This is a genomic window from Ruegeria sp. AP12 (genome assembly GCF_056540025.1).
In genome coordinates this window covers 1-25,086 of record NZ_JBQFVZ010000010.1, presented here as the reverse complement: position 1 = coordinate 25,086, position 25,086 = coordinate 1, and the positions used below count along the sequence as shown (strand labels likewise).

General features: G+C 58.9%; 23 protein-coding genes, 1 tRNA gene and 1 pseudogene. 15 read left to right on the top strand and 10 right to left on the bottom strand.

The genetic code is table 11. The features are described 5' to 3' along the window. Positions 1-17 precede the first annotated feature (17 nt). From ACR0E6_RS19730 to ACR0E6_RS19710, 5 genes are all read left to right on the top strand, one after another. Positions 18-1,253: a carbohydrate ABC transporter permease gene (locus ACR0E6_RS19730; RefSeq protein WP_480586474.1), complete on the top strand. Its 1,236-nt coding sequence runs from the start codon at positions 18-20 to the stop codon at positions 1,251-1,253. Beyond that, positions 1,253-2,461: a carbohydrate ABC transporter permease gene (locus ACR0E6_RS19725; RefSeq protein ID WP_480586470.1), complete on the top strand. Its 1,209-nt coding sequence runs from the start codon at positions 1,253-1,255 to the stop codon at positions 2,459-2,461. Before ACR0E6_RS19730 ends, ACR0E6_RS19725 begins: the two co-directional genes overlap by 1 nt. Positions 2,462-2,466: 5 nt before the next feature. After that, positions 2,467-3,714: an MGH1-like glycoside hydrolase domain-containing protein gene (locus ACR0E6_RS19720; RefSeq protein ID WP_480586468.1), complete on the top strand. Its 1,248-nt coding sequence runs from the start codon at positions 2,467-2,469 to the stop codon at positions 3,712-3,714. Next, positions 3,714-4,766: a sn-glycerol-3-phosphate ABC transporter ATP-binding protein UgpC gene (locus tag ACR0E6_RS19715; protein WP_170737070.1), complete on the top strand. Its 1,053-nt coding sequence runs from the start codon at positions 3,714-3,716 to the stop codon at positions 4,764-4,766. Before ACR0E6_RS19720 ends, ACR0E6_RS19715 begins: the two co-directional genes overlap by 1 nt. A gap of 131 nt (positions 4,767-4,897) precedes the next feature. Then, positions 4,898-5,572, top strand: coding sequence for a glutathione S-transferase (locus ACR0E6_RS19710; protein WP_480586465.1), 675 nt, complete (start codon positions 4,898-4,900; stop codon positions 5,570-5,572). 40 nt (positions 5,573-5,612) lie between these two features. On the opposite strand, the gene ACR0E6_RS19705 is transcribed toward ACR0E6_RS19710, so the two are convergent. After that, positions 5,613-6,617 carry a helix-turn-helix domain-containing protein gene (locus tag ACR0E6_RS19705; RefSeq protein WP_480586462.1) on the bottom strand — a complete coding sequence of 335 codons (1,005 nt, stop codon included), beginning with the start codon at positions 6,615-6,617 and terminating at the stop codon, positions 5,613-5,615. Positions 6,618-6,979: 362 nt separating this feature from the next. Between ACR0E6_RS19705 and ACR0E6_RS19700 the strand changes: the two genes are divergently transcribed. The 4 genes and pseudogenes from ACR0E6_RS19700 (at position 6,980) to ACR0E6_RS19685 (ending at position 11,407) form a co-directional block, all read left to right on the top strand. Then, on the top strand, positions 6,980-8,149 hold the full coding sequence (locus tag ACR0E6_RS19700; protein ID WP_480586459.1) for an amidohydrolase family protein: 1,170 nt from the start codon (positions 6,980-6,982) through the stop codon (positions 8,147-8,149). Positions 8,150-8,175: 26 nt separating this feature from the next. Continuing rightward, a complete protein-coding gene (locus tag ACR0E6_RS19695) occupies positions 8,176-8,940 on the top strand; it encodes a DUF3299 domain-containing protein (protein WP_480586456.1) in 765 nt (254 codons plus the stop codon). A 47-nt stretch (positions 8,941-8,987) separates the two neighbouring features. Further along, complete coding sequence (locus ACR0E6_RS19690; protein ID WP_480586453.1) at positions 8,988-10,115, top strand: carbohydrate porin; 1,128 nt, start codon at positions 8,988-8,990, stop codon at positions 10,113-10,115. Continuing rightward, positions 10,115-11,407: pseudogene (locus ACR0E6_RS19685) on the top strand (membrane dipeptidase). Before ACR0E6_RS19690 ends, ACR0E6_RS19685 begins: the two are co-directional and overlap by 1 nt. A 256-nt stretch (positions 11,408-11,663) precedes the next feature. Here the strand turns inward: ACR0E6_RS19685 and ACR0E6_RS19680 are convergent. After that, positions 11,664-11,739: transfer RNA gene (locus tag ACR0E6_RS19680), tRNA-Val, on the bottom strand. Between the two features lie 246 nt (positions 11,740-11,985). On the opposite strand from ACR0E6_RS19680, the gene modA reads away from it, so the two are divergent. The 4 genes from modA (at position 11,986) to ACR0E6_RS19660 (ending at position 15,053) form a co-directional block, all read left to right on the top strand. Continuing rightward, a complete protein-coding gene (modA, locus tag ACR0E6_RS19675) occupies positions 11,986-12,765 on the top strand; it encodes a molybdate ABC transporter substrate-binding protein (protein ID WP_480586450.1) in 780 nt (259 codons plus the stop codon). A 5-nt stretch (positions 12,766-12,770) separates the two neighbouring features. Next, positions 12,771-13,463: a molybdate ABC transporter permease subunit gene (modB, locus tag ACR0E6_RS19670; protein WP_480586447.1), complete on the top strand. Its 693-nt coding sequence runs from the start codon at positions 12,771-12,773 to the stop codon at positions 13,461-13,463. Next, positions 13,460-14,560: a molybdenum ABC transporter ATP-binding protein gene (gene modC / locus ACR0E6_RS19665; protein ID WP_480586444.1), complete on the top strand. Its 1,101-nt coding sequence runs from the start codon at positions 13,460-13,462 to the stop codon at positions 14,558-14,560. The genes modB and modC overlap by 4 nt, the downstream gene beginning before the upstream one ends. A gap of 85 nt (positions 14,561-14,645) precedes the next feature. Beyond that, positions 14,646-15,053, top strand: a complete 408-nt coding sequence (locus ACR0E6_RS19660; RefSeq protein WP_170455441.1) for a hypothetical protein — start codon at positions 14,646-14,648, stop codon at positions 15,051-15,053. A 3-nt stretch (positions 15,054-15,056) separates the two neighbouring features. Here the strand turns inward: ACR0E6_RS19660 and hemF are convergent, their stop codons facing one another. Genes hemF through clpS form a run of 4 tightly spaced genes read right to left on the bottom strand, consistent with a single transcriptional unit; the run spans position 15,057 to position 18,122 of the window. Then, complete coding sequence (hemF, locus tag ACR0E6_RS19655; RefSeq protein WP_480586441.1) at positions 15,057-15,941, bottom strand: oxygen-dependent coproporphyrinogen oxidase; 885 nt, start codon at positions 15,939-15,941, stop codon at positions 15,057-15,059. A 6-nt stretch (positions 15,942-15,947) separates the two neighbouring features. Then, entirely contained in the window at positions 15,948-16,748 is an 801-nt protein-coding gene (locus tag ACR0E6_RS19650) for an SDR family oxidoreductase (protein ID WP_170455437.1), read from the bottom strand. 36 nt (positions 16,749-16,784) lie between these two features. Next, positions 16,785-17,750: a class I SAM-dependent methyltransferase gene (locus ACR0E6_RS19645; RefSeq protein ID WP_170623919.1), complete on the bottom strand. Its 966-nt coding sequence runs from the start codon at positions 17,748-17,750 to the stop codon at positions 16,785-16,787. Positions 17,751-17,780: 30 nt separating this feature from the next. Next, the gene (gene clpS / locus ACR0E6_RS19640) at positions 17,781-18,122 is read right to left on the bottom strand and encodes an ATP-dependent Clp protease adapter ClpS (RefSeq protein ID WP_170455433.1); all 342 of its coding nucleotides are present in this window, start codon (positions 18,120-18,122) and stop codon (positions 17,781-17,783) included. A gap of 93 nt (positions 18,123-18,215) precedes the next feature. On the opposite strand from clpS, the gene ACR0E6_RS19635 reads away from it, so the two are divergent. Together ACR0E6_RS19635 and ACR0E6_RS19630 are read left to right on the top strand one after the other, a co-directional pair. Next, positions 18,216-18,917 (top strand): HAD family hydrolase, encoded by a 702-nt coding sequence (locus ACR0E6_RS19635; RefSeq protein ID WP_480586438.1) that lies wholly within the window; start codon positions 18,216-18,218, stop codon positions 18,915-18,917. Positions 18,918-19,199: 282 nt separating this feature from the next. Then, complete coding sequence (locus ACR0E6_RS19630; RefSeq protein ID WP_480586435.1) at positions 19,200-20,594, top strand: D-alanyl-D-alanine carboxypeptidase family protein; 1,395 nt, start codon at positions 19,200-19,202, stop codon at positions 20,592-20,594. 69 nt (positions 20,595-20,663) lie between these two features. On the opposite strand, the gene ACR0E6_RS19625 is transcribed toward ACR0E6_RS19630, so the two are convergent. The 4 genes from ACR0E6_RS19625 to ACR0E6_RS19610 all read right to left on the bottom strand — a co-directional run bounded on the left by ACR0E6_RS19625 (position 20,664) and on the right by ACR0E6_RS19610 (position 24,571). Continuing rightward, on the bottom strand, positions 20,664-21,911 hold the full coding sequence (locus tag ACR0E6_RS19625) for a hypothetical protein (RefSeq protein ID WP_480586432.1): 1,248 nt from the start codon (positions 21,909-21,911) through the stop codon (positions 20,664-20,666). Between the two features lie 141 nt (positions 21,912-22,052). Next, on the bottom strand, positions 22,053-22,814 hold the full coding sequence (locus ACR0E6_RS19620) for a LamB/YcsF family protein (protein WP_480586429.1): 762 nt from the start codon (positions 22,812-22,814) through the stop codon (positions 22,053-22,055). Then, the gene (locus ACR0E6_RS19615; protein WP_480586426.1) at positions 22,815-23,825 is read right to left on the bottom strand and encodes a 5-oxoprolinase subunit C family protein; all 1,011 of its coding nucleotides are present in this window, start codon (positions 23,823-23,825) and stop codon (positions 22,815-22,817) included. Next, positions 23,822-24,571: a 5-oxoprolinase subunit B family protein gene (locus ACR0E6_RS19610; protein ID WP_480586423.1), complete on the bottom strand. Its 750-nt coding sequence runs from the start codon at positions 24,569-24,571 to the stop codon at positions 23,822-23,824. Before ACR0E6_RS19610 ends, ACR0E6_RS19615 begins: the two co-directional genes overlap by 4 nt. Positions 24,572-25,086 lie beyond the last annotated feature (515 nt).

Genomic DNA, 25,086 nt, shown 5'->3' with positions numbered 1-25,086 from the left:
CCTTCGAGGTATCCCAAATGTCTTCGGCCACCCCACCGACCGGAACCGGGGCGTTAGCCAAACGCGAGGCGCGTCTGGCCTGGACGCTGCTGGCTCCGACCGTGATCAGTGTATCGCTTGTGGTGATCCTGCCTTTGCTGGCAATCATCTGGATCAGCTTCAAGCCCTTCACGCTGTCCGACCTGCGCCCACCCGCGCCTGTTGTCCGCGAAAGCCTGCGCGGATCGGGCGACGATCTGCAAATCGAATACCGCCTGCGCAATTCCAGCCAAGAGATCGCCATCGAAGGCGTGACCCTCAGCGATGTGTTGCCGGATGGCGTTGCACCAATTGGCGAGGTCGCAGCGCCCTGTGCCCTGAACGGGCAAGAGTTGTTCTGCGATTTCGGAACGCTGGAAGGCGGTCAGCGCGAGCGCATCCGCATCCCTGTCTCCGTCGATGGCGACCCGGACGTGTTCGAGGATCTGGTCGAAGGGTCCGAACCGGCCACCACCGGCAGCGGGCCGAGCGTTCTGACGAATTTCGAATTCAGCCTTGAAAACTTCGCCCGCGTATTTGATGGGTCTGAATTCTGGGGCGTGCTGTGGGTCACTCTGTTCTACACGGTCTTTGGCACCATTGGCGCATTGGTCATGGGCCTGTTCGCGGCGCTGCTGCTGAACAAGAGCTTCCGAGGGCAGGGCTTTATCCGCGGCCTGTACCTGTTCCCCTATGTGGCGCCTGTCATTGCCGTTGCCTTTACTTGGGTGACGCTGTTCGATCCTTTCTCGGGCTCGGCCAATGCGCTGCTGGTGCAGATGGGCCTGACCAGTGATCCAATCAACTTCTTCGGCGAACGCCCTCTGGCCCTGATCATGGTCACGGTGTTCGAGATATGGCGCTATTTCCCGCTGTCCTTCCTGTTCATTCTGGCGCGGATGCAGTCCATCGATTCCAGCATGTATGAGGCGGCGGATATGGATGGGGCGTCACCGTTCCAGAAGTTCTGGCTGCTGAGCATCCCGCAACTGCTGGGTATCCTGTCGGTGCTGTTCCTGCTGCGCTTTATCTGGACGTTCAACAAGTTCGACGACATCTTCCTGCTGACCGGCGGCAACGCGGGCACCCGCACGCTGACCGTGAATGTCTATGAACAGGCCTTTGCGGTCTCGAACATCGGGGCAGGCGCGGCCGTGGCTGTGGTGATCCTGCTGTGCCTGATCGCCTTCAGCTTTGTTTTCTTCAAATTCATCAGCCGTGAGGAGGGTTTGTGATGCGCAACGGCTTTGTCACTGGCCCCGTACTGGGCGCGCTTTGGTTGGTGGTGATTGCCACCACCATCGCGGTCACCATGTCCTTCGCAACAGGGGCGGCGTTCCGCCCGCAGGTTCTGCTGAGCCTGATCTGGGGCGCGGTCGCGGGCCTGGCCTATGTCCGGTTCCCGGAACGCCATGCCCCGGCACGTCTGGGCGTGTCGGCCCTGTTGTGCCTGTCCTGCCTGACCGGCTTTGGCCCGGTTCTGATCGGATCGGACACCACCCTGCAAGCCACGCTGGTTACCGTGATTTCGCTTGCGGTGGTGATGCACCTGTCGATGGCGGAAATCCTGAAAGAGCTGCCGTTCGGCGAACTCACCCGTCATGAATTCGAGGACGCGGTGATCCGGTTCTGCACCGGCTTTGGCTACATCTTCTTCACCGCCATTGTCATCATCCCTTTCTACGTGATGGTTATGACCAGCCTGAAATCACAGCAGGCGCTGTTGCAGAACCCGCTGGATTTCTCGGTTGATCTGTCACAGGGCTGGGCGTTGTTGCGCAGCTATTCCGAGCTGTTCCGGGACTTCAACTTCGGCACCTATCTGTGGACCTCGTTCTACGTTTCGGTCCTGACGGTGTTCATCACGCTGGCTTTCAGTGTTCCGGGGGCTTACGCGGTGGCGCGGTTCCGGTTCAAAGGGCAAAAGGCGTTCTCACGCTCGATCCTGCTGATCTATATGGTGCCGATGATCGTTCTGGCGTTGCCGATCTACATCGCGTTCTCGCTGACCGGCCTGCGCAACTCGATCCTTGGCATCGTGATGATCTACCCGGTCACGACGATCCCGGTCGCGCTGTATATGCTGCAAGGCTACTTCCGGGGTCTTCCGACTGAGGTGGAAGAGGCCGGTCTGATGGATGGCCTGTCGCGTCTGGCCGTGATCTGGAAGATTACCTTGCCGCTGAGCCTGCCTGCGCTGGCATCTGTGTCGCTTTACGTCTTCATGATCGCCTGGAATGAATTCCTGCTGGCCTTCATGCTGCTGGACGATCCGTCGAAATTCACCCTGACCCGAGGGGTGACGATGCTGAACTCTTCCGAAATCCCCCGACAGCACCTGATGGCCGGTGCGGTGATTGCCACAGTCCCGATCATGGCGCTGTTCCTGGGGCTTGAACGTTTCATGACCAAGGGCCTGACTGCGGGGTCTGTCAAAGGATGACCGAAATGAACCAACATACCAACCCCGACCGCGAGGCGCGCAACATTCTGGTTGCCAATGATCGCGGCGGTTACACCATCCCCACCGAAGGGCTGTATCCCTATCAGTGGAACTGGGACAGCGCGATTGCCGCACTTGGTTTTGCCGAGTTCGACATCGACCGCGCCTGGGTCGAGCTTGAGACGTTGTTCTCGGGCCAGTGGGATGACGGCATGGTGCCGCATATCCTGTTCCACCAACAGGATGACGGCTATTTCCCGGGCCCCGATGTGTGGGGCTGCCATGGGCCGATCCCGTCCTCGGGTATCATCCAGCCGCCGATTGCCGCGACGATGGCGCGCAAAATCTGGGAACAAGACCCAGACGCGGGTGAGGCGCGCATCCGGGCGCTGTTTCCGGCCATGCTGGCCTGGCATCGCTGGATCGTGAAATGGCGTCTGGACGAGCATGACGCCGTATGCACCACCCATCCCTGGGAGGCCGGTCGCGACAATGCGCCCGACTGGGACAAGACCATGGCGCGCATGGACGCATCCGATGTTGGTGAATACCAGCGCCGCGATACAGCCCATGTGAACAGCGAGGATCGCCCGACCAAGTTCGACTATGACCGCTATATCAAACTGGTGCAGATCGGACGCGATGCCCAATGGGATCAGCAGAGATTGCTGGCGGACAACCCGTTCCGCGTGGCTGACCCGACCATGACATTCACCACATTGCGCGCCGCGCGGGATTTGCTGGCGGTCAGTGAGGCGTTGCATCTGAATGCCGATGGTTTGGCGGATGACATAGCGCGGCTTGAGGCCGGCGCGCTGTCGCTGTGGAACGAGGATCTTGCGTCCTTCGACTCGCGCGATGCCCATTCGGGCGAATGGTCGGGCACTGTGTCTAACGCGTCCTATATGTGCTGGTTCGCGGGTGTCGACTCGGATGCCATGCTGGACCGGATCAGGACGGTGCTGAACACCGTCCCGCATCCGGTGCCAAGTTACGATCCAACCATGCCCGGCTTCGACGCCCGCCGCTATTGGCGCGGGCCGACCTGGGCAATCATGAACATGATGATCGGCTTTGGCCTGAAAGACATGGGCCATACAGCCGAAGCAGACCACTTGCGCCGCAAAACGGCCGAGCTGATCTCGAGTTTTGGGTTTGCTGAATACTTCGATCCAACAACCGGCAGCCCCGCTGGTGGTAACGCATTCACCTGGACAGCCGCTGTCTGGCTGCACTGGGCAGGGAGGTCCTAATGGGTAGCATCGAACTTAAAGGCGTCGAAAAGTGGTTTGGCACCGCGCAGGTCATCAAAGGCATCGACTTGCAGATCGAAGAGGGCGAGTTCGTCGTGTTTGTCGGCCCGTCCGGCTGCGGCAAGTCCACGCTGTTACGCATGATCGGCGGGCTTGAAGATATCTCGCGCGGTGAGCTGTTGATCAACGGCAATGACGTCACGGATCATCCGCCCTCCAAGCGGGGTCTGACCATGGTGTTCCAGTCCTATGCGCTTTATCCGCATCTGACCGTGGCCGAGAATATGGGCTTTTCGCTCAAGGTCGCAGGGGTCGCCAAGGCCGAAATTCACGAGCAGGTCGGCAGGGCGGCCGAAGTTCTGAAACTGGAACCGTTTCTGGAACGGCGGCCCAAGGATCTGTCCGGTGGCCAGCGGCAGCGCGTTGCCATCGGGCGCTCGATCGTGCGGGATCCGACCGCGTTTCTGTTCGATGAACCGCTGTCGAACCTCGACGCCGCGTTGCGGGTCGAGATGCGGTACGAGATCGCGAAACTGCATCAGAACCTCAAACGCACGATGATCTATGTGACCCACGATCAGGTCGAAGCGATGACGCTGGCAGACCGGATCGTGGTGCTGGAATACGGCAAGATCGCTCAGGTCGGTACGCCGCGCGAATTGTATGAACGCCCGGCCAATCTGTTTGTCGCCCAGTTCATCGGCAGCCCGAAGATGAACATCATGCCCTGCACAACACGGGATGGTGCCTATCATCTGGACAACGGCGGGTCCGGCACGTTCGACCTGTCGGGCGAAGCGACCCGCGTAGGCATCCGCCCCGAACATATCGAGGTGGTCGCCCCCGGTGCAGGTCAGACGGATGGCACCATCGAGGTGGTCGAGTATCTGGGTGCCGATACGTTCCTGATCGTCGATTGCGGCTTTGAAGAGAAAGTGACGGTTCGTCTGAACGGCGATACGGATCTGACCGCAGGAACCGGGATCGGGCTGCATTTCCTTCCCGAAAAACTGCGTTTCTTCGATGCGGACGGGCAGGCTGTCGAGGGTTAGGGTAAAGGCATAAATCGGGTACCCCGACGCGCCGATCACCCGGCGCGTCGCTGATACTGGCGTCTTGCGGCGGTTGCGCATGGTGTCGCAAAGTGCAAGGTGCACCTGTCTCCGTTAAGGGTATTTGCATCATGGCCCACCCGCCGATCCTTTGGTCTTTTCGCCGCTGCCCCTACGCGATCCGGGCACGCCTGGCGATCCTCAGCGCCGGTGTGCAGGTCGAATTGCGGGAAATCCTGTTGCGGGACAAACCCGAGGCCTTTCTGGACACATCTCCCTCGGCCACGGTTCCGGCCCTACGGATGAATGACGGGGTGCTGGATGAAAGCCTTGAGGTCATGCTCTGGGCCTTGAACCAGAATGACCCGGCCCGTCTATTGGACATGCCACAGGCAGGTTGGGATTTGATCGAAACCAATGACGGCCCGTTCAAGGCGGCTTTGGATCACGCGAAATACGCAACGCGGTATCCGGATCTGAACCCCGCCACCGAACGCGGAAAAGCGTCAGCGCATCTTATAAAGCTTGATGCGCAACTCAACGGACAGCGCTGGCTGTTTGGCGAACGTCCAACTCTGGCCGATCTGGCCATTTTGCCTTTCGTGCGCCAGTTCGCCTTTATCGACAAACCGTGGTTCGACGCGCAGCCTTGGCCGAATCTGATCGGTTGGCTGAAGCGGTTTCTGGAGAGCACATCTTTCGAACAGGTTATGACAAAATACCCGACATGGTCAGAAGGGGACGCACCTCTTTGGTTTGGCTCATCGACCCAGCCAATGCCCGGGGCGCGGGAAGCCAGGGTCTGACACGCGCCGACTGACGCCGGGGCGCTATGGCTGCTGTGCGTTACGATCCAAGGCGGAATTTGGTCGGTGTCATGCCGGTCTGGCCGCGAAAGAAACGCGTGAAGTGGGACTTGTCTGAATAACCAAGCATGAGACCGATCTCGGCAATTGTCCTCTTGTTTTCTCTAAGATGCTCTTTGGCCACATCGACACGCAGCCGTTTGACCTCGCGGGTCAAGGTTGTCCTTTGGTGCCTAAGTGCTTTCAGTAACCGCTCGGGCTGTATACCCAACAGCCCGGCCACCACCTCTGGCCCCAGATTGGTTTCGTCCAGTTTGTCGCGCAGGACGGATCGCAAAGCAGCCACCACAGTTACTTCCTCGTGCCGCCGGGGTGAAAACTCAGCGGTGGTGGCATCTTGTGAGACATGGTGCAAAAACAACCATTCCACAGGAAAGCTGATCTGCATTCCGGGATCGGTTCCAAGACCAATCTCAATCCCCTTGTAGCCAATGGGCAGGCCATTGATGTATCTGCTTTCCCATCGCACTCGGGACGGATCCCATGACGATCCGACGACGGTCTGCAAGAGGCGCACATAGATGGCGGCGCCGAAGCCGGTCACCTGAACAGGTGGGACCGTTGGTTCCTGTTGCCTCTGGATCCGATAGATCGCCTTGTCCGCGTCAACGACAAGGCTGTGCCTTACAGAATTGGACTCGCGCGGGACAAGCCCCACGAAACGGGCGAAAAATTCGAATAGGGTATGTGTCGATTGCAGGGCCTGAGCGAACGGAGGCCACGCCTGCAGGTCGAACGTTTCCCCCACGTTCAACCCAAGATACCGATCCCCGGCCAAGTCCGCGAAGGCATTTATCAGACCATAGACCAGCTCTGAATGGACATAGACAGATGGGTCAGACAGCAGCTCAGCCTTCAATCCGACCTGATCCAGGGCGGGTTGCGGATTGATCTTGCGGTCAGTGAGATATTGTAAAAACGGAGCCGCCAAAGCGAGACGGATAAAGCCTTCGCTATGTTCCGAAGTCGAGGAGTTGAAAGGCAAGCTTGTCACCCTTTGTCGGTTTGTTCAGTGGCCACTTTTACAGTCACATTCGAACATCCTAATTCGAAACTGGCAACCGGGCCAAGAATTTCCGGGCTACAGTTAGGAATTGGTGAATATGAAAGGGAGACCCTATGCCCGGCTTACAATTGCCCCTTCGCACAACGGTGATCTTTGCGGCGGCCCTGACAGTGTCGGCGCCCGCACAGGCTCAGGACCAAGCGGAACCTCAAACGCTGTTTACCAACGTCCACGTCTTTGACGGTGTCAACGAACAGCGTATCGAGAATGCCAGTGTTCTGGTCGAAGGCAATCTGATCACGTCGGTTTCAACGGATGCTATCGATGCCCCTGATGCCATCGTGATCGACGGCGGCGGGCGCACGCTGACACCGGGCTTTATCGAGAACCACGCGCACCTGATGCTCATGGGGCCATCGATTGCTGAGATGGAAACCAACTCGACCTGGGAGGATTTCGCCATCCACGGGACCCGGATGGCCGAAATGTACCTGATGCAGGGCTTCACGACCGTTCGTGATGCCGGGGGCGCTGGCGGCGGGCTGCGGCGCGCAATAGACGCCGGCCAAATCGTCGGCCCCCGCTTTTATCCTTCCGGGGCATTTCTCGGAACACGTGGTGGTCACGCCGATTTCGCATCCTTCACATCTCCGCCGGGCGGGGTGACCAATTTTGGCACTCTGAATATGGCCCAACAGGTCAACGGTGTTGACGAAATTTACATGTATGGCCGCAACAACTTGCGCATGGGTGCCACGCAACTGAAGTTCATGCAATCGGGTGGGGTGATTTCGGCATTCGATCCATGGCAGTTGCTCGCCGGTTCGAAGGAAGAGATTGAGGCCGCTGTTCAGGTTGCCAACGAGTACGGCACCTATGTCATGGCACATTCCTACCGCAAAGAAGCGATCATCAATGCCTTGAATGCAGGGGTCAGAACCATTGAACACGGTTTTCACTTTGACTGCGAAATTTCTGCTTTGATGAAAGAAAAAGGAGCCTACATCACGACGAACATCACGGCATTTGATCCGGGGCTTCTTGACGTTCCGTCCGTGAAAAACAACCCCAACAGTTTGAGAAAAGCCAAATCAGCCTCGGCAACCTTCGAAGCCTACATTCCAAGCATGAAGGAATGTCCGGCGCCGCGCGGTTTCCAAACCGATTGTGTCGGCTCGGTCGAAGCGTGCAACATCCAGATCGCCTACGAGAAACACTTGAACAACCATTTCTTCGGCCCCTATGCGTCGATGGTAACCCTGACTTCGGTAGGTGGCGAGATCGCGGCACTTAGCGGTGATTTCATGAACCCCTATCCGGAAGGAAAACTGGGCGTGATCGAGGAAGGCGCCTATGCCGACATCCTGCTGATAGACGGCAACCCGCTTGAGGATTTCTCGGTCGTTGGCACCGGCGACCAGTGGTTCGGCGCAGACCCGAGGCCCGAAAGCCCTGAAACGATCCGTCTGATTATGAAAGACGGCGTGATCTACAAAAACACACTGGATTGATCGGTAGATAGACGTTGGAGAGTTTCATGCGCCAATGGCTTCAAGTTTTTACCATCGCAACGCTAGGAATGGGTTGTCATTCCGCCATGGCGGCATCCGGCACTTCGCTGGACTGGTCTGACCTGCCGGATCCGTCAACGCAGATCTTTGACGACCCGTATCGCGATCTTGCCCCCGAACAGTTCGACGATGTCCTTTTCGTCGTGCGCCTGCGCGGCAGACTGCAACAGAAGGTCGGCAGCGTTGAGGAAAGGCAGAAATGGCAAGAGCTGCTGACTGAAACCGAGGGCGCATTGTCGGCAGACGGAATTGATGTCGACTGGCTGCTCGATCAGCGAGAGGTTGTGACAGAACGCCGAAGAAAGGCTGGCACACAAGGAAATCCGCAATTCGATGGCCAGACAATCACACTTGCGGGCTTTGCCATTCCAGCCCCGACCGATCCTGACGGGCGATCTGTGGTGTATCTGGTTCCGGAACGCGGGATGTGCAGTCACATGCCCCCGCCGCCGCCGAACCAGATGATCCGCGTACGGTTGAACGGCGATTGGACGCCCAGCTATTTTCATGAACCGGTGAGACTTACAGGAACGCTGACGATTGACCCTTCGGTTCAGAACATGATGGTCGTGGATGGCTTGATGCCCATGAGTGCGACTTTCCAGTTGGAGACGGATACAGTCGAAACGCTGGAGACTGAGTCAGACAGTCTGGAATGGAAACAGCGTGCCGCCGATCGCATCCGTGCGGCGGGTAATCGCAAGACGGGCGGGGCGCGCGCATCGGAATGATCAGAATCCTGCTTGCATTATTTTGTTTTGCTTTTTCTGGTTCAGCGATGGCGCAGGGATTATCCGGACCCTCTTCCGTTGAAGCTGATCTTGAGCCTGGAGATGGTCTGACCGACCCGCAGTACCGGTCGGATTTTCCGCGCAACATCGCTGCTGGCTGGTTCCAGTGGAAGGACAGGCTGGCCGAGGACGGGTTTCGGTTCAACATTGATTACCTGGCGTTGGGCCAAACAACGAATGCTGATCCGGGAACCGGCGAAGCGGCCAGTGGAATTGCGCGTATCTATGGCAGTTGGCAGGCGACTGAACGGGGTTCGCTGACGTTCAAGATCGAACACCGGCACAGTTACACGGATGTTTCCCCGCAGTTTCTTGGCTTGGATGGCGGCGCGCGCGCGATTACGGGAACAGCATTCAACGACAACGGTTTGCTGTTGACCAACCTGTTCTGGACCCAAAGGGCCAGAGATGGCTCTTGGACATTGCAAATCGGGCAAATCGACGTGACGGACTTTGTGGATATCTACGGGCTGGTCAGCCCTTATAGTGGGTTCCAGAACCTGTCCTTCAACACCAACCCGACCATTAACACGCCCAATCAAGGTCTTGGCGTTGCCGGTGGGATAAAGCTCAGCAAAAACGTCTATGCCGTCGCCAGTGTCTCTGACGCAAACGCCGACCCGTCTGATCCAAATTTCGATGTGTTCAGCGATGGCAAACTCTTCAAATCACTCGAACTTGGCTACACCTCTGGCTTTGATCGCATCTACTTCGACAATATCCACCTGACCCTTTGGCATGCGGATGCAGCCGACGATGGCAGCCGTCCGGAGGACTATGGCGCCGCGTTCTCCGCGGCCTGGTTTATCGACAACAGATGGATGCCATTCTTTCGGGCCGGGGCCTCAAAAGGGACAGCCGCGCTTTATGACCGGTCGGTCTCGGCCGGTTTGGGCTATTACGGTCGCAATACCGATCTGGCCGGGCTTGGCCTGAATTGGGCCGAGGCAAGAGGCATAGACGGCACACAGTTCACGCTTGAGGCATTCTATCGCTTTTCAATCTCACCCGGGCTGCAGATCACTCCATCGCTGCAGTTCATTTCCAACCCGCTCGATAACCCCGATCAGGACAGCATCACGCTGATAGGTCTACGAACCCGGATCGTTTTCTGATGCGGGTCTCATGCAGCATCTGTCTTGGATTTCTATCTGGAGGTACCGCAATGAAGACTCTGTTGACCGCAAGCATAGTCGCTTTTGCTTTTGCTGGCGCATTGCACGCAAGCGAAGAAAGCAAGACATGGGACGCATCAGATGAAGCGAAGCAATTTGTTCAGGACACAATCGTGCTTGGCATGTTGGCCAGCCCTTACGGGACCGGTTGGACCGAGTATGAGCAGCTGCACACTTACTTCACACGGGCCCGGGAAAACGGCATCACGGGGCATGAGATGACGCTCGCTGCGGCGGATATGTCCTTTGAGACTTTTCTTGAACAGCATTACCATTTCCGCGCGGCGATGGCGCAGCAACCGGAAAACTACCTGATCGTGAACGAAACCCGCGATATTGAAGCCGCCCATATTCAAGGAAAGACGGCGGTCATCTGGAACAGCCAAACGGCCACGATTCTGGACGGCGATCTAAAGAAGATGGCCCTGCTCAAGGATATGGGGATCAAGAGTATGATCCTGGCCTACAACGACATCTTCTGAACCGGATCAGGGCAATTGGCGGCCTATAACGGGCGCGACATCGGGCTGACCCCTTGGGGGAAGTCTGTCATTGATGAAATGGTGCGGTTCGGTATCCTGCTGGACCTCAGCCACACTGGTTCCAAAACAGCTAATGACGCCATGGATTACATGGATGAGACCTACCCCGGTGTACCCTATGTTTACACGCATTCAGTCCCTGCCGGTCTTTATGCGACCGAACCCAATGCCACGCCGCGCGGGTGTTATCGGGCGATTCCCGATGATGAGGCGCTGCGCGCGGCCAAATCGGGGGGATATGTTTCTCCGACATTCACCGAATGGATGATGGACGGTGTCTGGCCCGAGGATATCTCTCCCAAACAAGCCGCTGATATGATCGACTACTACGTTCAACTTGTGGGCGTCGACCATGTCGGGATCGCAACGGATGACATGTTCTCGCTCGAACTGGTCGTGGAGTTCGCGACTGCAAACGCGAGCATGTACGATGACGGAGGGTACATGATCGATGCCTTCAACAAAGGGGCGACCGGCAACGGCGAACTTGCCAAAATTCTGGCCGCGATTACCGATGATCTTTGGGCGCGTGGCTATTCCAACGAAGACCTTGCAAAGATCTATGGCGGCAACAAGATGCGGGTCCACGCGCAAGTCTGGGAAGGCAAACCGCCCGAGCAGTTTCTGAAGGAATACCCCGAGCGTTTGCGCCTCAGGCAAGAGCTTCGTGATGGGTTCTATTCGCGATAGAAACGCAAGCGTGTGCATGAAGCTGGTCGACTAGGCGTGGCCAATTTCATTTTGGGCAAGTTGGCCCGGCTCTCAGCCTTTCAACGCATCGACAGCCGTTTTCAGCCGCGTGTTCGCCCACAGGTTAGCTGCCGCCGCGGAACGGATATCAGAGTTGAACAAACCCATCGGACCCATCACCGCGGGCCGGAACCCGCGCGCAGAAACCGGCGAGGTGACTGTCAGGCAATCCACTGGTGCAGTGCTGGGATGGGGATGGTGGGTGATGAGAGACTCGAACTCCCGACATCTTCGGTGTAAACGAAGCGCTCTACCAACTGAGCTAATCACCCGTGACGGTGCATGTAGCCAAGCCTGCGCGCGGGCGCAAGAGGGTCGGGTGGAATTTCTTGAATAGATTTGTTTCACCGGGAACGGTGGGAGGACCGCACGCCCAATGCCTGGGCCTTTGGCCAAAAACGTTGTCCGATCGAAGTTTTTTCTACCTTATCCAAAGTGCGTCAGGAAACGCGCTTGCGTGGCCCATGCAGCCTCCGATATTCCCAAACAGGATGGTAACTTTCCAGCCGGGAGATTTAATGGCCCTTTCAATGGCCCGCCGAACAGTTTTGGCCTTTATGGTTCTGATCGCAGTTCTGCTGGCTCCGATACGGGCCGGGGCAGAGGGGATACTGGTATTCGCCGCAGCCAGCCTGAAAACCGCGCTGGATGAAATTGCGTCGGACTACACGCAGCAGACGGGCGTGGATGTGACCGTGTCTTATGCGGCCTCGTCGGTTTTGGCGCGCCAGATTCAATTGGGTGCTCCGGCGGATGTGTTTATTTCTGCAAACCGAGATTGGATGGACGCGCTGCAAGGGGGCGGAGGGATCGACTCTAAATCGCGGGTGGACCTGTTGGCAAATGGGCTGGTTCTGATTGGACCGGCGGGCCGGGCGTCGGATGGACAGCTTTCACCCGGATATGATCTCTTGGGTCAACTGGCGGGTGGTTATCTGGCCATGGCTTTGGTGGACGCGGTGCCTGCGGGCATTTATGGCAAAGAGGCGTTGCAGACTCTTGGCTTGTGGGATGCGGTGCAGGGGCAGGTGGCGCAATCGGACAATGTCCGCGCCGCGCTGGCTTTGGTTGCAACCGGCGCAGCCCCGCTAGGGGTTGTCTACCGATCTGATGCTATCGCTGAAACGCGTGTCGGCGTTGTGGGCACGATACCACCCGAGGCGCATCAACCGATTATCTACCCTGCCGCTTTGACCGGTGCTGCCAACAAAGACGCCGCAGGGTTTCTGGATTATTTACAGACCAAGAACGCTGAGGTCGTGTTTCTGAACCAGGGCTTTGCCCTGCCGGGTGAGTGACGCAGATGGAGTGGTTGGGTCCGGCAGAATTGGAGGCGTTGAAGCTGTCATTGCGGGTGTCCTTCTGGGCGACGCTGGCAACTTTGCCATTCGGCATATTTGTGGCCTACGCGCTGGCGCGCTGGCGGTTTCCGGGTCGTCAGGTTTTGAACGGGTTGGTGCATTTGCCGCTGATCCTGCCGCCTGTCGTCACTGGATACCTGTTGTTGCTGACCTTCGGCATTCAGGGCCCGATGGGCCGGTTTCTGGCCGAGTTTGGAATTGTCGTCGCGTTTCGCTGGACCGGGGCGGCTTTGGCCGCAGGGATCATGGCCTTTCCGCTGATGGTCCGCGCCATTCGCCTGTCGATCGAAGCTGTCGACCCACGGCTGGAACAGGCCGGGTCAACGCTTGGGGCCTCGCGTCTGATGGTATTCGCGACCGTGACCCTGCCAATGATCCTGCCGGGGATCATTGCGGGCTCGATCCTCGCCTTCGCCAAAGCGATGGGAGAGTTCGGGGCCACAATCACCTTTGTGTCCAACATTCCGGGGCAGACCCAGACCTTGCCCTCGGCCGTTTACGCCTTCCTGCAGGTGCCGGACGGTGAGGCTGCTGCGACCAGACTGGTGATTATTTCGATCATCATCGCCATGTCTGCGCTGCTGCTCTCGGAATATGTAGGGCGCCGCGCCGCTGCCCGGGTGGCCGGGACATGAGCCTTTCTGTTCGCCTGCAACACAGCCTGCCGGGGCTCGATCTGGATCTGACCTTTGACGCGCCGCCGGGGGTGACGGTTCTATTCGGACGCTCCGGGTCGGGCAAAACCACGGTGGTCAACGCCGTCGCCGGGTTGCTGCGGCCACAGGCCGGTCGGGTCGCCGTGGATGATTGGGTTTTGTTCGACACCGATCACCAGAACTGGCTGCCCCCGCACAAACGGCGTCTGGGCTATATCTTTCAAGAGGGGCGCCTGTTTCCGCATCTTACCGTGCGCCAGAACCTTGCCTATGGCCGCTGGTTTGCACAGCGCAAGGCAAAGCGGGAAAACCCCGACAAGGTCATCGAGATGCTGGGCATCGGTCATCTGCTGGATCGCCGTCCGGCCATGCTGTCGGGCGGTGAGAAACAGCGCGTTGCCATCGGTCGGGCCTTGCTGGCCAGCCCGCGCCTGATCCTTGCGGACGAGCCTCTGGCCGCGTTGGATGACGCGCGAAAGGCTGAGATCCTTCCCTATTTCGAACGCCTGCGCGATGAAGTGTCGGTCCCGATCCTTTATGTTACCCATTCGGCGGCCGAGGTTGCGCGTCTTGCGACGTCGGTGGTCGCGCTGCAGGACGGCAAGGTGGCGCGTCACGGTCCGGCGTCCGAGGTTCTGTCCGACCCGTCCGTCGCCCCTGCCGGTATTCGCGCCGTGGGGGCCGTGCTGCAGGTGCGGGTGCGGGAACATCATTCTGACGGTTTGACCGAGTTGGATGCCGGTGGCGAGCGGTTGTTCCTGCCGCGCATCGCGCATCAGGTCGGGGAAACCCTGCGCATTCGTATCCCCGCGCAAGAGGTTATTCTGTCCAGCAACCCGCCCGAGGGTCTGTCGGCCCTGAATGTGCTGAGCGGGCAGGTGGATTCGATCCGCGCGGGTGATGGGCCGGGGGCGATTGTGTCGGTAAAAACGCCAGCGGGCATTGTTCTGGCGCGGGTCACGCGACGCTCGGTCTCGGCGTTGGGTCTGCAACCCGGCGTGGCGTGCCATACGGTGATCAAAACCGTTGCGCTGGCACCACAGGATGTTGGCGGGCGGATCTTGCAGGACAAATGACAGGGGGTCCTCTGACCGCTTTACTCATGCTGCACGACATCTATGTTATTGACAGAGAACGGAGTTCATTCAGGGTGTTTTGCCTATGAGACTTTTATCAGCTCTTTTGGTCACAGGCGGGATGGTTATGCCCGATTTGGCGCAAGCTGTCGGATTTGGCCTGAGCGTTCAGCCCCAGTACCGGACCGAGATCACTCAGGTCGGTGAGGGAACCTACAGCGTCAAAGCCATCGGTTCGTCCGCCCCTGTGAACTATTGGTGTGGCATTGGCGATTTTGCGATCCGTTCGCTGGGCGTGCCGAACAACCAGCGGATTTACATCTCGAAAGCCTATGAGCCGGGTGTGCGGACGGTTGAGTTCTCGCTGACCCCGCCGCCTGGTGCGGATACGAACCCCGGATACTCGATCACCGTCAAACGGGTGGGCGAGAATATGTCGGCATCCTCGGCGCAGAACTACTGCTATGACAACTTCATAGATTTCGGGTTCTGAGCTTTAGATCCATTTCGCCAGAGGCGGCAGGCTCATAAGCACGGCATCCGGGTCATGCCCGGTCTCCAGACCGAATTTCGTGCCTCGGTCATAGACCAGATTGTATTCGGCATAGAGGCCGCGATGCACCAGTTGCGTCTCTTTATCGGCGTCCGAGAATGACTGCACCCGGCGCTTTTCAACCAGCGGCAGGAAGGCAGGCAGAAAGGCTTTGCCGATGTCCTGCGTCAGGGCGAAATCGGCCTGCCAGTCGCCAGTGCAGTAATCATCCATGAAGATACCGCCAACGCCGCGGGCGCGTTTGCGGTGGGGGATGTAGAAATATTCGTCGGCCCAGTCTTTCAGTCGCGGGTAATGGCCGGGGCCGTGCGGGTCCAGATGGGCCTTTTGCGTCGCGTGGAAATGGGCCGTGTCCTCATCATACTCAATGCAGGGGTTCAGGTCCGATCCACCGCCGAACCACCAGGCGTGCGGGGTCCAGAACATGCGCGTGTTCATATGCACCGCCGGGATATGCGGGTTCTGCATATGCGCCACCAGACTGATGCCCGACGCCCAGAACCTCGGGTCTTCGGTCATTCCGGGGATACCCTTGCGCGCCGCCATTGCCTGCTGCGCGCGTTCGCCCAGCGTGCCAAAGACGGTCGAGACATTGACCCCGACCTTTTCAAACACACGCCCACCGCGCATCACCGACATCAGACCGCCGCCTGCGTCCGAGCCATCCTCGGAGTGGCGGGTGGTTTCCTTGACCTCGAACCGACCCGGTCGGGCGTCCGAGAACGGGCCTGTGTCGTGGCTGTCTTCCAGCGCTTCAAAGGCGGCAACAATGTCATCGCGCAGTTGACGGAACCAGGCAGAGGCAGTGGTTTTTTCTGTATCGAACATGAGGTCTTAGTGAGCTGGCGCGGCAACAGGATCCAGCAGGGTCCGGCCACCGTCGATTGTCAGGATTTGCCCGGTGATGAAGCCGGCAGCGTCGGATGCGAGAAACTGGGCCGTTTCCGTCAATTCGGTGGGTGCAGCGATACGGGCCAGCGGGGTATGCTTTTCAATGTCATCCCGGAAGTCGCGGTTTTCCTTGAGCGTGGACTGCAAGGATGCACTCATGACTGATCCCAGCGCGATGGAATTCACGCGTATCCGGTTCGGGGCCAGTGCAACGGCCAGCGAGCGTGTCATCTGATCCAGCGCAGCCGTAGACACCGAATAGGCCATCAGATCGGGATGGGTTCGGCGGGCGGCAATCGAGGACAGGTTGATGATCGATCCGGCCGGGTTTTCGTCCTCGTCCCCGGCCTGTTTGATCATGCGCTTGGCCACCAACTGGCTGAGACGCAACGCGGGCATCAGGTTCTGGTTCAGCAGCGAGCGGACCGAGTCGTCATCGGGGTCCAGCGGATCGGACGGGATCACCTGCCGCGCGCCGTTGATCAGAATGTCCACCTGATCGAACGCGTCCAGCGTGGCCGACAGAAGGTTGGCGATGGTCAGTTTCTCGCGCAAATCGCCTGCGAAATAGCGGATATTGCTGTCATCTGCCTGCTCGCCCAGTTCCTCGACCAGACGCTTTTCGTCCATATCGGCGAACATCACATTCGCCCCGGCATCGGCAAAGTGGCGTCCAATGGCCAGCCCGATCCCATTGGCCCCGCCTGTGACGATTGCTGTCTTGCCAGCTATGGAAAAGGACATCCGAATCCTCCTGAGTTGGGGGCAGGTTAACGGGCCTCAGCGTCGAGGGCGAGAGGCATGAAAGACCTTGAACCGATTGTCACCGGCAACCTCTTCCACATGCGCGAAAGTCTCGGCCAGCGTGGCCTCGTAGGGCAGGTGGCGATTGGCGACCATCCACAGATCGCCATTGCGGGTCAGGTTGCGGGCGGCAGCGGTGATAAACCCCTGACCCAACGCGGGATCAGCGCTGCGCGAGGTGTGAAAGGGCGGGTTCATGATGACGGTATCGCAAGGCTCGCTGGCCTTCCACGTCACAGCGTCTGCCCAGTGAAACGCGGCCCGGTCGTCGGTCACATTGGCGCGGGCACAGCCGAGTGCGACATGATCCGCCTCGACCAGATGCAAAGATGTGATGCGGTCGCGCTTCAGCAATTCGGCTGACAGATACCCCCAGCCGGCCCCAAGATCGGCAACACGTGGCCCCAGCTTTGCGGGCAGGGTTTGCAACAGAAGCGCCGAGGCTGGATCGATGCCGTCCGCAGAGAATACGCCGGGCGCAGTCCGGTACCCCTCGACCAGTTGCGTTTTCGGCGCGGCCCAATCGGCAAAAGCCTGAGGCTCGGAATGGAACCAGAATATCTTGCCATGCGCTTTGGACAGCGGCCCTTCGACAGACACACGCTTGCGCACGTCTTTCAGGATACTATCCACGCCGTTGGTTTTGGCACCATCGACGACGACCAGGCCACCGGCGCGGGTGCATGCCTGATGGATCAGCGCGCGGGCCAGAGCCTTGGCGCGGGGCAGGAACACAATCGCGTCCTGATAGGCGGCGTCAGCTTCGGCTACTGCGGCAAAGCCCAGTGACGCAAAGTGATCGTGAAACGGTTTGAACGGCTGCACGACCTGCGTATCACGCGGCAGGTCGGACAGATCCTGCTCGGGCGTCGGGCCGATCACTGTCAGCGGGTGTGACAGCGTCAAACCGCTTTGCAAGGCGAGATCGAGGCGAGGGGACATCTTCGAATGCGTCGAACAGCAGCGCGGGGCTTACTCTTCGCGCTCCATTGTACATTGCAGCGGATGCTGATGGCGGCGAGCAAAATCCATCACCTGACCCACCTTGGTTTCGGCAATCTCGTGGCTGAACACGCCGACAACGGCGACGCCCTTCTTGTGCACGGTCAGCATGATCTCGAACGCCTGCGCATGGGTCATGCCGAAGAAACGTTCCAGAACGTGAACCACAAACTCCATCGGTGTGTAGTCGTCATTCAGCAGCAACACCTTATACAGCGGAGGGCGCTTGGTCTTTGGCCGCGTCTGAACCAGAACGGACGAGTCGGCGTCGTCATCCGATTTGTCAGACATCATCCAGGGGTTTTCCAGCATCGCGCGCTTCTGTCCGATTCAGGCATTGGGTTTATCTGAGCGCTTATATAACGTCGATGGGCGCAGAGAAAAGAGGAAGAGAGCGTATTCTGAATGGTGGAAAAACTGACCACAATCGGGTTCGACGCGGATGACACCCTTTGGCATAACGAACGGTTCTTTCAACTGACGCAGGCGCATTTCGCCAGCTTGCTGAAAGACCACGCCGACCGCGATCACCTGATGGAGCGTCTTCTGGCCGCCGAGAAACGCAATATCCGTCACTATGGTTACGGCATCAAAGGCTTTGTCCTGTCGATGATCGAAACGGCGATTGAGGTGACCGAAGATCGTGTGCCTGCATCCGTGATCCGTCAGTTGATCGAAGCCGGGCAAGAGATGTTGGCCTATCCGATCGAGTTGCTTCCCCATGCCCGCGAAGCCGTTGAGGCGGTCACCAACGAATATCGCGTTGTTTTGATCACCAAGGGCGATCTGATTGATCAGGAGCGTAAACTGGCCCAGTCGGGGTTGGGCGACTTGTTCGACGCGGTCGAAATTGTCTCGGAAAAGACAGCCGACACATACCGGTCGATCTTCACCGTACATGGCGATGGCCCGGCATCGGCCATGATGGTCGGCAACTCGATGCGGTCGGATGTTGTGGCCCCGATTCAGGCTGGTTCCTGGGGCGTTTACGTGCCGCATGGACTGGTGTGGGAGGTCGAGCATGCCGACGCCCCCGTTGATGATCCGCGATTCCGTGAGCTGCGGGATTTGGGCGATCTCAGCGATCTGATCCAGGAACTCGGGTAATGTTGCCATTCGGCCTCAGTTCCGAAAAATCCGCTTTGGGATACGCCACGTTCCCGCCAACTTCGCCGATGTAGTAGGGCCAAGGTCGCGCCGCGCCTAGATATAGCTGCGGATGCGGACCATAACGAAACTGCGAAAACCGCAGCTTTCGGTTTATTTCACACGGCCCCTGTGTTAGCCTTTCTGACAAGCAGAATAAATTTTAGCTGACCGGGAAAACCCGGCGGCGCGAGGCAGACAGAGGCAAAGATCGTGCAGATTCGGCGGACAGTTCCGGCCCGAATGGGCTTATTTCTCATCGCATTGTTGATGGTGCTTTCTTTTGCGCCGCTTAAATCTTTGGCCGCACCCTACGCTGCCATGGTGATCGATGCCCGCACGGGCGAGGTTCTTCATTCCCGCAACGCGGACACCCGACTTCATCCGGCATCGCTGACCAAGATGATGACGCTGTATATCGCGTTCGAGGCGGTGCGGAACGGCGAGATCACATTGGATACCCCGGTTCGTATCACCCGGGCTGCGGCGGCAGAGCCACCTTCGAAACTGGGCCTGCGCTCGGGCCAGACCATCGCCTTCCGGTACCTTATTCGCGCGGCGGCTGTGAAATCGGCCAACGACGCAGCAACCGCCATCGGCATCGCGCTCAGCGGGTCCGAGGCCGCCTTTGCGCGTCGCATGACCCGCACGGCCAAGGCCATGGGCATGAGCCGCACGACCTTCAAGAACGCACACGGATTGACCGAGTCGGGGCATTTGTCCACCGCGCGCGACATGACCACGCTGGGGCGTCATCTGCTGTATGATTACCCGCAGTATTACAACCTGTTCTCGCGCCAATCGACCCATGCCGGGATCAAGACGGTTCCCAATACGAACCGCCGCCTGCTGGCCGCATACCGGGGCGCGGATGGGATCAAGACAGGCTACACCCGTGCTGCGGGCTTTAACCTTGTAGCCTCGGCCAAGCGTAAGGATGAGCGCATCATCGCAACCGTATTTGGCGGCAAATCCAGCGCCTCGCGCAACGCCAAGGTGGCTGAATTGCTGGATATGGGCTTCCGTCGTGCGCCGTCACGCGCGCCGATCCGCAAACCTGCGCGGCCCTCTTATGCGGGCAATACGGGGCTTGGCGGATCGACTCAGGTGGCCAGCATCAGGGGAGCACCCAAAGCCAGCCTGCGCCCGGTTCTGCGTCCAAGCGCGGCCACGCAAGTTGCCAGCGCAATCGCCGAGACGGCAGATCAGGATCGTGACCGTATCCAAAGCGGCATCGCTGCGGCAATTGCCGAGGCTGATATTGCACCCACCGCTCCTCCGGTCGAAAGCTCGGACACACGCCCTGCATTGCGGCCCGACAACCTGGTTCAGGCATCGACACAACCTGCGGAACAGCCCGAACCCGAGCAGGAGGTCGTCACCCGCCTGTCCACATCCGGCGGGCATCTGTGGGGCGTCAATGTCGGTCGCTACACCACGCGATATGAGGCCGAGAAGATCTTGCTGAAAACAGCGCTGTCGGAAATGACCACGCTGGAGGGCACGCTGCGCAAGGTTAACCAAAGCTCGAAAGGGTTCGAAGCAACGTTCCAGGGCATGACCCGCGAACAGGCCGATCTGGCCTGCCGCCGGTTGCAGGCGCGCAATGTTACCTGTTTCATGATCGGGCCGTCATAAGACCCGGCATATTCTCTCCTGATGGGTCTGGGCTGCGAGGTTTCGCAGCCCTTTTTTCATCCGGGAATGTCAGTCGAACACATGCCCATGTTCATACTGCTCATCCTGCCCGGCAGCCGCCGTTAGTGCGGCCACGTTGTCCTTGGTAAAGAACCCGTCATAGTGGTGGCAGCGTTCGATATATTCGGTGATCAGCAGCGTGTTCTTCGAGTGTTTTGAGAAGATCTGTTTCAGGTTCGGATCATCTTTGCACTCACCCACCACATGCGCCAGGAACGGCACGCCCTTGTCTTTCAGCGTGTTGACGACGAAATCGACATTCTTCTCGCCCGCGCCATGATCGCCGTCTTGTATCTCGACCGCCATGTGGTGCAGGCGACGGCCGAAATTGCGCACGAAATCCTCGGTCGGCATCGGCAGCTTGGCGAAGGAATTCACAAAGGACGGTGTGTTGTTGGCGGTGAACACCTTGGCCGGGGATTTCTTGTCGTCATCCACATTGGCGTTGCGGTTCACATTGGTGGACGAGTTCATGTCGAAGATGTTGTATGCGCCCCAGAAATAATAGGGCACCATGGTCAGAAATTCGAGGATCGCATCCTCACGCTCACCCGCCAGAACCCGCGTGGCAAGGTGGTCGATCCCCAGCATCAGTGGCCCAATCTTGCTGTCCTCGGCAAACGCGGCCGCCTCATCCAGTTTCGCTTTCTCGGCATCGCTGAGCAGAACGCGATCCCCGAGGCCCAGACTGTCTGGATCATTGAAATCCAGCGTCGAGTAACCGACCCGATTGCAGGTGAAATCGGACGGGGTGGTAAACCGAAACCCGTCCAGCGTGTAAAAGGGGTTCTCGGTGTCGCCCGCATACTCGAACCGAATGTTCTGATCTTCCAGCGTCTTGGTAAGCGCGCCTAGATCGCTGGCGGCAAAGACCTCGCCCACATACCGGGTTTGGGGCGTATTGCGGGCCAGCGGATACATGCGGTTGATACGCGGGATGAAGTCTTCAAATGTTTCGCTCAGCGGTGCCATCACTATCAGTGCCGGGTAATCGGCATGTGAATGCAGGACCGAGAACTTGTGTGTCCTCCCCAAATAGCTGGCCGAGTGGCGATAGGGCGTCATCACATACAATTCGACCAAGGTATCGAACAGAGCGGCGGTTTCGACCTGTATGACAATCGCCCGCATGGGGCCAACCTGATCCGCGATCCCCGAACTTGTCCGCCGTTCATAGATCATCGGCAGGTATTCGTGAAAGAAGTCCGAGTTCTTCTTGTCGCCTCGGGGTTCATAAGACATCAGATCGAAAGACATTGGCGCCTCCTTGCGGAAATCTGGCTGCAAGCGTGTTGCTGCAATAACGGTATTCAGAACATGCACTTGCAGGCATGCTAGGCGCTGAACCCCGTTCGGGCAACAGCCAGACCCTGGACCGCCTGGATTACGGCCAGATGGCTATCTGGTGAACTTTGTCACCTCGACCCCGCCCGCAATCAGGTTTTCCCGGATCGAGTGGGCAATCTGCACAGCCGTCGGCCCGTCGCCATGCAGGCAAATCGTATCGATTGAGGTCTCAAGCCGTTTGCCGGATTCAGTGATGATCGCGCCCTCGCGAACCATGTTCAGGATGCGCGGCCCGGCAACCTCGGGGTCATGGATCACCGCGCCGGGCCGGCTGCGATCGACCAGAGTGCCGTCGTCGTTATAGGCACGGTCGGCAAAGATCTCGCCCACCCATTTGCAGCCAAGCTCGCGTACCGCTTCTTCCTGCTTTGTGACGGCGAGCACCATGATGATGATTTCCGGATCGACATCCAGCGCCCCCTGATAGCAGGCCCGCGCCATGTCGACATCGACCGAGCACATATTGGCCAAAGCTCCATGCAGTTTCAGATGCCGCACCTTGGTGCCAACAGCAGCCGCCATGCCCATCGCCGCGCCCAGCTGGTACCGCACCAGATTGCGCAGGCTGTCATGGGGCACTTTCATATTGCGCCGGCCAAAGCCCTGAAGATCGGGAAAGCCCGGATGTGCGCCAATGCCCACATTGTTCTCGGCGGCTAAGGCCATTGTCTTGGCCATCACGTCCCAGTCGCCCGCATGAAACCCGCAGGCGATATTGGCTGAGGTGATGATCTTCAACAGGCTTTCGTCATCGCCCATCTTCCACGGGCCAAAGCTTTCGCCCATATCAGCATTCAGATCCACGCGCGGCATCTAACGGTCTCCTTGGTCGGTGGCAGAGATCACTCCGCCGATCAATTGGTAGGACAACAGGTCCGGAATGTCATGCGGGTCGCGCACCAGCGGTTCAACGCGTCCCGGCAGGCGGGCAAGATCCGCCCGAAAGGCCGCATCTAGTTCCATCGCCTGATCCATCGTCACGAATTCGAACCGGACCGAGCCACCTGCCGGGGTTTGCGCGGCGCGCGGCATATCGCTGGGCAGCACGGTTGCAATCCGGGGGTAACCGCCTGTCGTCTGGCATTCGGGCAGCAGGATGAACGGGTTGCCGGTTCCAGTCATCTGGATGTCGCCGGGGGTGATCACCTCGGACAGGATATTCAACTGCCCTTTCGCGGTGAACCCCTCACCGTCGCTCTCCATCTGCATGCCCATCCGGTTGGCGCGGGCACCCCGCCGGAACTGGGTTTGCGTGAAGCGGTCCAGCGTCGTGTCATCAAACAGTGGGGTTTGAAAGCTGGCCACAACGCGCAATGTGCCGCCGTTGAACCGGTCGCTGGGGGGCAGCTTGCGTCCGGCCTCGCCTGCATCCGGCCCCGCGGGAAGCGTATCGCCCGCCTCGGCCGCGCGCCCGATTTTAGCCGTCAGATGGGTGGCGCGTGAGCCAAGAAAAACATCGGTATCGATGCCACCACCCACATGCAGGTAGCCATAGTTGCCCTGCAGGGTCGCACCAATCGTCAGGCGTTGCCCGGGTTCCAGATGATGAGATGCGTTCCAGACAACTGGCGCGCCATCGATACTGGCCTGCATAGGCGCGCCGGTCAGCGCGACCTGCGCGGGCTGAGTGGCTTCGAACTCGCCCCCCATGCCTGCCATTTCCAACGCGGCCAAGTCCGGGCTTTGCCGCAACAAGGCCGCGCCTTCATGCAGCGCCAGAATGTCGGCGGCCCCGGACCGGGACAGCCCCTGATCCAGATACCCCGTGCGCCCCTGATCCTGAATGGTGCATGCGGGGCCGATACGTCTAACAATCAGGCTCATGACGCAATCTCGTGACACGTTGCGCCGCCAAGGCCGTCTTCGTTGTTCGAGCGAATGTTCTGCAATTCGTCACGCGAAATGGGATCAAACTGCAATTCGTCGCCGGGTCTCAGGGTGAAGGTCTCTTCCATCTCGGGCCGAAAGCACCGGAACGCAGTTTGACCGATATGCCGCCATCCGGTCGGTGTGGGGCCTGAAAACAGAACAAACTGCGAGATCGCAAGGACCAGGGCCCCCTCAGGCACCATCGGGTTCAACTCTTGCAGGCGCGGTATGTCGAACTCGGGCCCAAGGGGGCCGAGGTAAGGCTGACCTGGCGCAAAGCCAATCGTCAGAACCCGCACGCGGGACTGGCTGAGGCGGCGAATGGCCTCGGCGGTGCTCAATCCGGCGGCGGCTGCCGCTTCATCCAGTTGCGGGGCAAGATCGGTGCCATACACAGTCGGAACCCGCCACAACCTGCGCCCCGTCGGCAAGGGCGTCGCATACCAATCCTGCTGTTCCAAAAGCTGATGGAGGCAGGCTGAGATTTCACCATAGGTCAGCTGCTGCGGATCATACCGCACATAGGCCGATCCAAGAGACGCCGAGGTCTCAACAACCCCGCTCAGGCCCAAGGCATCAAACGCGGCCCGAAACGCCAGCGCGGCCCGGTTTGCGGTATCCGACATAGTGTCTGCAAACGTCACCAGGGCCCCGTCAAAGCCGACATTGTGTATAGCAGGAAAAGTGGGGGTGAGGGTCATATCCGTCCCGCATTATCGTCATTGCTCATTCCCTGGGAACCAGAGCGCATCGCGCAGAAATGCGCAAGGTCGGGTGCGGTGTCGGGGTGGCTTTTCAATGCTACCCAAATCTATCCTGCGCACATCATGCCGTTGGGCGCGGGAAACTATCCCGATTCATCGATTCATGCGGTGTTGAGCAAGGCCGATTCACCACACCGAGTCGCGTAGCCTAGTAGTCGGTGGCCATCGATGCCCTATATATAGTGGTGGACTGTGTAGGCCTTGGTTCGGAACAGCGACTGCGAGGCCCCACAAGTACCGGGCTGGTGCAGAGCTTGGTGTTTGGTGGGTGGTTAAACAATTGAAAAATATACATTTTCATTGGCTATGCAAAAAAATGCGCCAGAATGCATTTTTCTGCTTGCGGCTATGAAAGGTTATGCTTAGAACGCCCTTCACCGGCGCTGCTGAGGCGCTGGGACGCGGCGGAAGCGGCGGAGACGCATCGGAGAGACGGTGGGCATTCGGAGGTT